Annotated in this window: 10 protein-coding genes; 5 read left to right on the top strand and 5 right to left on the bottom strand. The window is 44.8% G+C overall.

From position 1 onward, the window contains the following. Together ACRD6K_RS19510 and ACRD6K_RS19505 are read left to right on the top strand one after the other, a co-directional pair. The coding region (locus ACRD6K_RS19510; protein ID WP_430974605.1) for a hypothetical protein at positions 1 to 244 on the top strand (244 nt) is incomplete at its 5' end. Between the two features lie 355 nt (positions 245 to 599). After that, positions 600 to 1208: a hypothetical protein gene (locus ACRD6K_RS19505; RefSeq protein WP_430974604.1), complete on the top strand. Its 609-nt coding sequence runs from the start codon at positions 600 to 602 to the stop codon at positions 1206 to 1208. An 85-nt stretch (positions 1209 to 1293) separates the two neighbouring features. Here the strand turns inward: ACRD6K_RS19505 and ACRD6K_RS19500 are convergent, their stop codons facing one another. The 3 genes from ACRD6K_RS19500 to ACRD6K_RS19490 are packed head-to-tail and all read right to left on the bottom strand — an operon-like array spanning position 1294 to position 4947. Next, positions 1294 to 3006 (bottom strand): acyl-CoA dehydrogenase family protein, encoded by a 1713-nt coding sequence (locus tag ACRD6K_RS19500; RefSeq protein WP_299584255.1) that lies wholly within the window; start codon positions 3004 to 3006, stop codon positions 1294 to 1296. A gap of 28 nt (positions 3007 to 3034) precedes the next feature. Beyond that, positions 3035 to 4054, bottom strand: coding sequence for an electron transfer flavoprotein subunit alpha/FixB family protein (locus ACRD6K_RS19495; protein ID WP_299584258.1), 1020 nt, complete (start codon positions 4052 to 4054; stop codon positions 3035 to 3037). A 17-nt stretch (positions 4055 to 4071) separates the two neighbouring features. After that, positions 4072 to 4947: an electron transfer flavoprotein subunit beta/FixA family protein gene (locus tag ACRD6K_RS19490; RefSeq protein WP_430974603.1), complete on the bottom strand. Its 876-nt coding sequence runs from the start codon at positions 4945 to 4947 to the stop codon at positions 4072 to 4074. A gap of 728 nt (positions 4948 to 5675) precedes the next feature. Here ACRD6K_RS19490 and ACRD6K_RS19485 point away from each other — a divergent pair. Beyond that, positions 5676 to 7208 (top strand): alpha-N-arabinofuranosidase, encoded by a 1533-nt coding sequence (locus ACRD6K_RS19485; protein WP_430974602.1) that lies wholly within the window; start codon positions 5676 to 5678, stop codon positions 7206 to 7208. Between the two features lie 69 nt (positions 7209 to 7277). Here ACRD6K_RS19485 and ACRD6K_RS19480 read toward each other — a convergent pair whose 3' ends face one another. Continuing rightward, positions 7278 to 8933, bottom strand: coding sequence for an AMP-binding protein (locus ACRD6K_RS19480; RefSeq protein ID WP_430974601.1), 1656 nt, complete (start codon positions 8931 to 8933; stop codon positions 7278 to 7280). Further along, positions 8930 to 9496 (bottom strand): helix-turn-helix domain-containing protein, encoded by a 567-nt coding sequence (locus tag ACRD6K_RS19475; RefSeq protein ID WP_299584270.1) that lies wholly within the window; start codon positions 9494 to 9496, stop codon positions 8930 to 8932. Before ACRD6K_RS19475 ends, ACRD6K_RS19480 begins: the two co-directional genes overlap by 4 nt. 528 nt (positions 9497 to 10024) lie before the next feature. Here ACRD6K_RS19475 and ACRD6K_RS19470 point away from each other — a divergent pair. Further along, positions 10025 to 10192: a hypothetical protein gene (locus ACRD6K_RS19470; RefSeq protein ID WP_430974600.1), complete on the top strand. Its 168-nt coding sequence runs from the start codon at positions 10025 to 10027 to the stop codon at positions 10190 to 10192. A 143-nt stretch (positions 10193 to 10335) separates the two neighbouring features. Further along, positions 10336 to 10983 carry a hypothetical protein gene (locus tag ACRD6K_RS19465; protein WP_430974599.1) on the top strand — a complete coding sequence of 216 codons (648 nt, stop codon included), beginning with the start codon at positions 10336 to 10338 and terminating at the stop codon, positions 10981 to 10983. Positions 10984 to 11004: the final 21 nt, after the last annotated feature.

Here is an 11004-nt window from a genome sequence, read left to right as displayed (position 1 = left end):
AGCAAAACATTTTTTTTCACCGCCTGTTGAGCTACTCCAGCAACAAACGCTCCGACCCGCGCTAAAAAAGCCTGGAAACCTCATGAAGCCTGCTCTGGATGGGGCTATGGAAAGGCCTTCTCTAGAAAAACAAACACTATTATATATATCGTATTACAAAGAGATCTGGCTTCGTTTTCCAAAAAAACACGCTTTAAGAAACACTCCAGTCTTGCCCGTTTGCCTCTCCTTAGCTATATATTAAGAGTAAGGTACCGCAAAACTCTTCTCTTTTGGCTCCAGCCCTATCACAAGAGCATGTACAACCTGAAGCCAAAGTCAGCAATCAACCTTCTACCAAATTCCCCCTATGGCCAGCACCAGCCGTTGAATCATTCTATTTTTACTTGAAACCCCGGACAGAAATAGACTGCCTGCCAGGGAGTAACCAAATAACCCCCTCAACAATCACCCAATAAAACGCAGACTCTATACTAAAAGCCAGAAGGCTCCGTTTTTCTTTTAGCTTATTTTTTTGCTATATTAAAAAAGATCGAGTCGAATTTGAATTCACCTTCTTATATTTACGCAGTTTAACAACAAAGAAATAAATAACAAACATGAAATCATCTTTATTGAAATATGTAGCTTTTAGCCTGTTAATGAGTTTTACGACCATTTCTTTTGCTCAAACAACTTCATACGGTGCTGCTTTTGATACGCTTAACGTAAAGGATCAGTTTGAGCACTTGTATAAAAAATCAAACACTTATGAGGAGTATAAGGTAATGAGCATTAGCGGCTACAACCTACTCAAGCAAAACTCCATTGACAGTATTGGCCAATATCAAAAAGTAGCAAGAAACCTTCAGCAGGAAATTAATACTTTAAAAAATGACTTGACCGCCGCCAACGCTGCAACAACAAGTCTGCAAGAAGAGCTTACAGCCAGCCAGCAGGCCAAAGACAGCATCAGCTTAATGGGCATAGAAGTATCCAAAAGTAGCTACAACTCCATTATGTGGGGATTAATCATTTGCCTGGCAGCGATTTTGCTAATCATCCTCTCCCTTTATAAGCGAGGCCATCATGTGGTAAAAGAAACCAAAAACCGGCTGGAAGAAGTTCAGGAAGACCTGGAGAACCTTCGAAAAAATGCCTTGGTAAGAGAGCAGAAACTCGCACGCGAGCTGATGGATTTCAAATTGAAGCACAAACCCAACCGCTAAGAGTTCTTTAAAAAAGACATAAACCCAATAAAAAAATGGAGGCCTGTAAAACAAGCCTCCATTTTTATTTTATCAGATATGCTATTTACTGCATTTCATATTTATAAGAACCTAAGTCGCTTAAATCCGATGTACGGATGAATTCAGCATGAGCTTTCACCTGAGCTTTTGCAATTCGGATGAAGTTTTTAGCTGATTTTGCAAACATGGCATCCCGATTGGAATCCAACACCAGCAGGTAACTCATAATGATATTTCCAGCCATCTCGACTAAGCGGCGGGCATGGAAATCGATAAACTCATTATCTTCAGTTGCCAGTACTTTATTGACTGCCTGCTCATACTCATCAGTAAGAATGATCAAGGTACGACGCAAGTGCTCTAGTTCCGGAGACACTTTCTCAGCTTCATAAACCCGAATTTGGTTCAGGTAAGCACCGGTAGTCACCCCGCGAATGGCTGCCACAACCTGCAGCTGCGTTGTTCCTTCGTAGATTGACGTAATACGGGCATCACGATAAATCCGTTCAACCGGATAATCTTTCATAAAGCCTGACCCACCATGAATCTGCACGGCATCATAAGCCAGTTGATTGCTGTATTCGCTGGACATTCCTTTGACTAAAGGCGTGTAAATATCAGCAAGTCTCTGATATTTTTTCATCTCATCACGCTCTTCTTTCTCCAGCTTACGCTCTTCAGCAATATGCATATAAGTCTTATATACATCAACAAAACGAGCCGTTTCATACAGCAAGGTACGCGAAGCATCCAGTTTTGCCTTCATATTCGACAACATTTCATACACAGCCGGGAAGCGCATAATGGCTTTACCAAACTGAACACGCTCTTTGGCATAAGCTAATGCTTCGCGGTAAGCAGCTTCTGAAACACCAACCGACTGGGCAGCGATTCCCAGACGTGCACCATTCATCAGAGCCATTACGTATTTAATCAATCCCATTTTGCGAGAGCCCACCAACTCGGCCGGTGCATCTTTAAACACCAACTCACAAGTAGGCGAACCAATGATTCCCATTTTGTGCTCAATTCGACGAACTGTTACGCCTCCATCGTTTTTGTCGTAAATGAACATAGACAATCCACGACCGTCTTTCGTACCAGGCTCAGAACGGGCAAGAACCAGTGAAATATGACCATCACCATTGGTAATAAACCGCTTAACTCCATTCAAAATCCATTTGCCTGATTTCTCATCGTAAACCGCTTTCAACTGAACGGCCTGCAAATCGGAACCGGCATCGGGCTCGGTCAAGTCCATCGCCATGGTATCGCCATTACAAACACGAGTCAGGTATTTTTCTTTTTGTTCTTCGGAAGCAAATTCATTGATCGTTTCAGCACAATCCTGCAAGCCCCAAATATTCACAAACCCCGCATCAGCACGCGATACAACATCGGCAGCCATAATGTAAGGTACAATCGGGAAGTTCAAACCGCCATATTTCCTTGGCAACGACATCCCCATCAAACCAGCTTTATTCAAGGCTTCGATGTTTTCAGAAGTTCCGCGGGCATAAATTACATGTCCATCGACAACCTGTGGTCCTTCGGCATCAATTGATTCAGCATTTGGTCCAACAATATCGCCACAAATCTCACCAACAACTTCCAACACTTTGTCGAAGTTATCCATCGCGTCTTCGTGGTCCATCGGAGCAAAATCAAACGCTTCTTTTTCTGCAAAATTCCGTTCCTTCAACCGAACGATTTTCTCCATCAACGGATGATCCAAGTGGAATTTCAATTCTTTATTATCGGTATAATAATTAGCCATTTCTTTAAAGTTTAAGTTTTACCTGCCGCTACTTGGTGTTTTGTTTATAGTACTTAATCATTTTGGGAATGATGGTAGCCACATCGCCGTTAATCACATAATCGGCTACTGCATTGATGGGCGCCTCCGGATCGGTGTTGATGGCAATAATCTGTGCCGATTCTTCCATACCCGCACGGTGCTGAATTTGCCCGGAAATTCCGCAAGCAATGTACAACTTAGGACGTACAGTAACTCCGGTTTGCCCAATCTGACGCTCATGTTCGGCATAGCCAGCATCAACGGCAGCGCGGGAAGCACCAACTTCTCCTCCTAAAACTTCAGCTAAATCAAAGAGCAGCTGAAAATTCTCTTTCGAACCCATTCCATAACCACCGGCAACCACAATCGGAGCCGCTTTCATGTTCACCTTGCTCTTTTCCATGTGACGCTCCAAAATTTCGACCAGGAAATCGGCATCACTAACATACTTCGCTACATCCAGTTTCACAACTTTTCCTTTGTACTTTGGATCAAGTATCTCCTTTTTCATCACCCCTTCGCGAACGGTTGCCATCTGCGGGCGACAATCCGGATTGATGATGGTTGCAATAATGTTACCACCAAACGCCGGGCGAATCTGGTAAAGCAGGTTTTCGTAGTTTTTGTTTTGCTTTTTATCCAAATGGTCACCAATCACCAGGCTGGTACAGTCGGCAGTTAACCCACTATGCAAGGCTGAAGAAACGCGTGGTCCCAAGTCACGACCAATTGAAGAAGCTCCCATTAAAGCAATTTGTGGCTTCTGCTCTTCAAACAATTTTACAATGATGGAAGTATGTGGCAGTGTACTATAAGGATACAAGCGCTTATCATCGGCCACATGAACTATATCCACCCCATAGGGGAAGATTTGTTCCTCGATACCATCCAACTGGTGTCCGATAACAATGGCTTCCAATTTACATTTTAACTCGTTGGCCAATGAACGGCCTTTGGTCATCAACTCCTGGCTAACTTCAGCCACATGACCATCTTCTATTTCGCAATATACAAATACGCTATTCATAACTGATCTGTTAGGGGTTAACCAATGGTGTGACTTTCAATCAACTCGCGCATCAAATCATTGATGTCGCTATCTGCTGAGGTAATTACTTTTGCTTCTTTCGCCTGAAGAACAACGTTCTCCACTGTTTTTACTTTTGTTGGCGAACCACTTAACCCCAACTCAGCATGATCCACTTCAATATCATTTACCGTCCACTCCGGAATATTCAGGTACGGACGATCGTTATACAAATGCAAATAATCTTCATTTGAATTCTGAAGTTCGGTAACCGTTTTGGCATGCTTGTACTTCATAATCAGTTTAGCATTGCGTGCCCGGCAGTCAGGAGCCGACCCGTTAACTGTCAGCACCAACGGAACCGGACAGGAAACCGTTTCTACTCCACGCTCCAAACGACGCTTCATTTCTACTTTTCCATTCTCTATCTTCTGAATTTCCTCAACGTAGGTAACTTGCGGCAAGCCCAATTTTTCAGCAACCTGAGGACCAACCTGAGCCGTATCGCCATCAATAGCCTGACGACCAGCGATTACGATATCAAAGTCCTTCACTTTTTTCAGGGCTTGCGAAATGGCATAGGAAGTTGCCAGTGTATCAGAACCTGCAAAAGCCCGGTCGGTCAATAAAATACCGCCATTGGCTCCACGGAACATGGCTTCGCGGATAATCTCGGCGGCTCGGCCCGGCCCCATTGTCAGAATTGTAACTGTAGATCCCGGGAATGTATCTTTAATGCGAAGCGCCTGCTCCAATGCATTTAAATCTTCCGGATTGAAAATTGCCGGCAAAGCTGCCCGGTTAATGGTACCGTCAGCTTTCATAGCATCCTTGCCAACGTTACGGGTATCGGGTACCTGCTTGGCAAGAACAATAATTTTATAAGCTCTCATCTTATTTAAATTTGTCAGTTTTATTGAATGTTAGATTTAAACCAATCCTTTTTTCAAGTTGGTGCGCAAAGCACAAAATGTTGCCATTTTTTCTCTGCAAGGGAAGCAAATATAGCCAAAGCCCCCTAAGTTATCAAGGCTTACAGCCCTTCCGGAGATTTCAAAACTGATTCGAAAACTCATTTTCGCGGACAAATCATTTCAATTCGGAAAGAAACCATTGCTAAAAAGGGTTATTTACGAGCATTTAAAACAATCAACCTATTTTTTCAAAAAATCTCAGAATCATCGATTGTTAAACTTATTTATAATCATTTTAATCTAGCCAAAGCCATATTCCAATAACCTCAATAAAGGGGCCTCCTAAGCCTTTCCAGATCATAAATGATTCTTTCATCCGGCTATTGAAATCGTCATGTTACTCTCCCTTGAAAGACCAAATCAGAATTCCGGCTAAAGCCAATGTATTTGTTTCATCAAGCTGATCAAAAGCGAACTATCCAAAACATAAAGCAATTAAATGATATGTATTCAATTATTACTCTTGCAGAAGAACAATTTAAAAAGTATTTTAAACTCTTAAAATAAACAGTAATTAAAGAATTTAAATGAGTTTCATAACTTACGTGTGTTTGATTCATAGCCCTAAGGAGTGAAATTCAAATGAGATTAATAATTTTCACGAGCACACGAAGTCGATAAACATTTCAACCATAAAACCTAAACTTATGAAGATGAACTTATTCTTTTCTATTCTGCTGCTGTTTTTGGTTAGTACAGCTGCACTTGCACAAACAAAAATCAGCCTGCACACTGACCAGGCCAAAACCAAAATCAACAAAGAAATTTACGGGCACTTCGCCGAACACTTGGGGCGATGCATTTACGGGGGAATTTATGTTGGTCAGGATTCTGAGATTCCCAATATCCGAGGATTTCGCGAAGATGTAGTTTTTGCCTTGAAAGAAATGGAAATCCCCTTGCTGCGCTGGCCGGGGGGCTGCTTTGCCGACACCTACCACTGGAAAGACGGCATCGGGCCTCAACACGAGCGCCCTTCGATGGTTAATGTGCACTGGGGCGGGGTTACGGAGGACAACAGCTTTGGCACTCATGAATTTCTGGACTTCTGCGAGCTCATTGAAGCTGAGCCTTACATCAACCTGAACGTCGGTTCGGGAACGGTTCGGGAAGCTTCGGAGTGGGTCGAATATGTCACCTCAAAAAACATCAGCCCCATGACGGACTTGCGGAAACAAAACGGACGCGAAGAACCCTGGGAAGTAAAATACTGGGGAATTGGCAATGAAAACTGGGGATGTGGCGGTGATATGACTCCCGAATATTATGCCGACCTCTATCGGCAATTTGCTTCATACGCCAGAGGTGCCAGCTACAAAATTGCCTGTGGTGCCAGCGACTATGACTATAATTGGACTGATGTGTTGATGAAAAAAACACAAAACAAACAGCATCTCACTCAAGGGCTGTCGTTACACTACTATACCATTACCCACAATTGGAGCCACAAGGGGTCGGCTACAGACTTCAATGAAAAAGAGTGGGTTACCACCCTTGACAAAACCTTAAACATGGATGAACTTATAACAAAACATTCCACCATCATGGATAAATACGACCCGGAAAAACGAATCGGCTTAATTGTTGACGAATGGGGAAACTGGTTTGATGTGGAGCCGGGCACTAATCCGGGTTTCCTGTACCAGCAAAATACGATGCGCGATGCCTTGGTGGCCGGTATCAACCTCAATATTTTTAACCAGCATGCCGACCGCGTCAAAATGTCCAACATTGCCCAAACGGTGAATGTTTTGCAATCGGTCATTCTGACCAAAGACGAGCAGATGGTGCTAACACCAACCTACTACGTATTTAAAATGTATGCTGCCCACCAGGAAGCCACCTTGATTCCGATGAACCTGGAAACAAGCCGCTATGAATTTGAAGGGCGCTCCGTTCCCACGGTTCATGGATCGGCTTCCACCAAGGATGGTGTCGTTTCCATCACCCTGTGCAACCTCAACCCCAATCAGGCTGAGCAAGTAGCCCTGACCATTACCGGACAGGAGTTTTCCACTTGTGCAGGACAAATTATTACGGCTAAAAACATGAATGATTACAACGATTTTGATCAGGAAGAGAAAGTAAGTCTTCAAGCATTTGATGTGAAGAAGCCCAAAAACGGAAACCTAAGCATTGACTTGCCTGCAAAATCCGTAGTACTGATTCAACTTCAATAAATAAAAAAGAAGGGCTAACAAAAACGGGAACCTGATGAGGCTCCCGTTTTTTATTTTGATCGGTTTCGTTTACTTGTCTTCGCCCCGAATCTCCACCCGACGTATTTTTCCGGAAATGGTTTTCGGTAATTCCGTTACAAACTCAACAATACGTGGATATTTATACGGAGCCGTAGTCTGTTTCACATGGTTCTGAATCTCTTTGACCAAAGCTTCTGAGCCCGGCTGATATTCGGGGGCCAGCACAATACTGGCTTTCACCACCTGACCACGTACGTCATCCGGAGCGGCCGTAACAGCACACTCCACCACGGCCGGATGTTCCATCAAAGCACTTTCAACCTCGAAAGGGCCAATACGATAGCCGGAGCTTTTGATGACATCATCCACCCGACCAACAAACCAGAAATAGCCATCTTCATCGCGCCAGGCCAAATCGCCGGTATGATACAAACCATCGTGCCATACGGCCTGGGTTCGTTCCTGGTCGCGATAATATTCCTGGAAAAGTCCTACGGGCGTCTTTTTATCGGTTCGGATAACAATCTCCCCGATTTCACCATCTTCACACAAACGATTCTCCGGATGCAACAACTGCACTTCATAAGTCGGGTTTGGAATGCCCATGGAGCCGGGCTTGGGTTCCATCCACGGGAAAGTGGCAATGGCCAGCACCGTTTCGGTTTGACCAAAACCTTCCATCAAGCGAATCCCGGTCAACTTCAAAAAGCGGTTGTACACTTCGGCATTCAGCGGTTCGCCCGCTACTGTACAATATTTCAGTGAAGACAGGTCGTACTTTGAAAAATCTTCCCGGATCATAAAGCGGTAAACCGTTGGCGGTGCGCAAAAGGTGTTAATTTTATACTGACTAATCACCTGGAGCATATCCGCCGGATTGAATTTCTCATGATCGTAAACAAACACGGCCGCTCCGGCCAGCCACTGCCCATACAGTTTTCCCCATACGGCTTTCCCCCAGCCCGTGTCGGCCACGGTCAGGTGCAGGCCATTTTCTTCCACCTTGTGCCAATACGAAGCCGTGGTGATGTGTCCCAGCGGATAGGTAAAATCGTGGGCCACCATCTTCGGGTTTCCGGTGGTACCCGAGGTAAAGTATAAAAGTGAAATGGAGTCGTTGCTTGAAACCGCTTCCGGACGTACAAAGGCGGGCGCCTGCTCTAGTCCGGTAGCAAAATCCTGCCAGCCTTCGGGCACCAGTGGCCCCACCGACAAGCGATGCTCAACGCTGGGCGAGTCTTCCATGGCCAGATCAACCTGTTCCATCACTTCCGCTTCGCCAACGGCTACAATGGCTTTTATTTCTGCTGAATTGTTCCGGTAAACCAGGTCTTTCTTTTTCAACAAGTGCGTGGCCGGAATACAAACCGCGCCTAACTTATGCAAGGCAATGATGGAAAACCAAAACTCAAAACGACGTTTTAAAATCAGCATAACCTTATCGCCCCGTCCAATTCCGAGCGATTGAAAATAAGCAGCCGTTTGGTCGGTATACTTCTTCATGTCGGCAAAGCTGAAATTCCGATGCCCGCCTTGGTCATTGGTCCATACCAAAGCCAGCTTTTCGGGCTCCAGCCGGGCATATTCATCGACCACATCGTATGCAAAGTTAAAGTTGTCGGGCACTTGAATTTCCAGGTTTCCGGTGAAGTCGGCCAGGTTTTCAAACTGTGCTTTTTTCAAATATCGTTCACTTAATATCATAGTTGCGTTTTAAAGATCATTGCTAAAAATTTCGTTTCTTCTCCATCCAGGGCCTTCATGCAGTGCGGAACCGACGAATCGAACCAAATGGAATCACCTTCATTCAACACCAACTCTTTTCCTCCAAGCTTAATCAGTAATTTTCCTTGAAGCACCAGGTTAAACTCCTGCCCCGGATGCTGATAGCCCTCGCCAGGGTCTTTGTCCGGATGCGGATCAACGGTTACCACAAAGGGCTGAGCCACCTTATGAATGTAACTTTCATTGAGTGCCTGGTATTGGTATTCTTTTCGACGCTCAACCACCGAGCCTGTCCCTTTTCGGGTAATGGAATAACGGTGCATGGTGGCATCGTTGCCCGTTAGCAAAGTGGTTAACTCCATATTGTAAACGGATGCAAAGCGGTATAAGAAACTAACAGGAATATCTTCCTGTCCACTTTCGTAGGTTTGGTATTGCTCCAGGGTGATGTCGCAGCTTGCCGCACAATCAGCCTCCGACAGATCCAAGGCATCACGCAATCCTTTCAATCGTTCGGCGATTTGTTGAATTTCAATGTTCATGGTTAGTTAAGATTTTTGAAAACGGTGGCCGTCAAGCCAGTTTTCGGGTTGCCTAAAAATAAGAATTATCTCGCGTAATCAGCCAGAGGATGAACATTCGGGCACTATTTTCGGAAAAAAATCCCATTGCAAGAGCCTTTCAGCAGCATCTTGCGCCCACCTGTCGAAGTCATATGTTCCGTAGAATCCGGCCAGTGAAAAGTCGGGGATAAAACGTATGCCCTTCTTTAGCACCTCCTCTTGTCACTTTCAGCCAAAGGGACCAAAGAACGGCCGATGGTAAAACATGAAGTTTTTATTAATTCCGAATGCTTGCCGGATAAGTATACCACTCGAAGATTACTACTGAAAACATGCTCCGCTCCCCTGAACAAGCCCTTTTTGCTTCGAAACCGCTGCCCAACACAGCCCAAGCTTGGCTCAATGCCCAAAACTCCTAGATCGATGCATCAAAACAGGCAAGCAATGCTCCGAAACATCGGCTAAATACAATTGGCTGGATGCTCCATGCCAACAAACAGCCGCTTGATGAACCAATACGCCTGCCCGACAAGCCTGAATGCCTGCTCCATGCGTCGGAACGCCTGCCTGATGCGCCTGAACGCCTGCTCGATGAGTCGGACTTATGTTTATATTTCAGTATGTAAAAGCACTCCTTCAGCAGCCATCAAAAAGCACCAACACAGCAGGCATTAACTCCTATTTCACTCATTATCGAAGCCATACGATTTTGACCAAACCAACACGTTCCGTTTAAATCGAAATAAATAAGGGGTTTTAAACTTGATTTTTTTGAAATAATTTTATTAAATTAGTTGATAATCAAACTTTACTGACTTATGAATGGAAACCAAATTAACCGGAAAGAAATGCAGAACGCTGTGCGCGACTACCTGGACGCGCATGTAACCAAATGGTCGGCGATTGCTAAAATCGGAGAATTCAAGAATGAATTTGATCTGCTGAATGATCAGATTGATCAGACCCAACAAGCTCAACAAGCCGCCCAGGTGTTCGTGGGTAAAAACAAAAAGATTGTGAAAAGTACCATCGCTCAAAAGGCCGACATCCTGAACGATGTGCTGGAAACCTTCGGTATGCTTTCGGGCGACACCGAGCTGGAAAAGAACATGGGCGAGTCGTACTCGGATTTGCAGAACATGCGAAACCTCGATTTTATTCCGAAGATTAACACCATTATCAGCGAGGCTGAAAAGCACCTGACCGTCCTTCAGGCCGACTATGGCGTAACTCCCGAACAGATTGAAGATTTGAAAGCCGACATGGATCAGTTTCTGGAACTAAACGGCCAGCCCCGCGCCTACCGCATTGCTTCGGTTCGGGCCACCAAGGATCTGGAGCAACTTTTTTCAGAAATTAACCTCGTGCTGACCGAAAAGCTGGATCGGGTAATGAAAATCTTTAAACGCCGCGACCCAAACTTTTACAATGGCTACCGGGCCGCACGCGTAGTGGTGAATAACTAAGGAGAAACGGGCCAAAGGCCA

The organism is Sunxiuqinia rutila (assembly GCF_050589705.1).
Lineage (GTDB): Bacteria > Bacteroidota > Bacteroidia > Bacteroidales > Prolixibacteraceae > Sunxiuqinia > Sunxiuqinia rutila.
The sequence above is the reverse complement of the archived record's forward strand: the minus strand, read 5'-3'. Positions and strand labels throughout refer to the sequence as shown.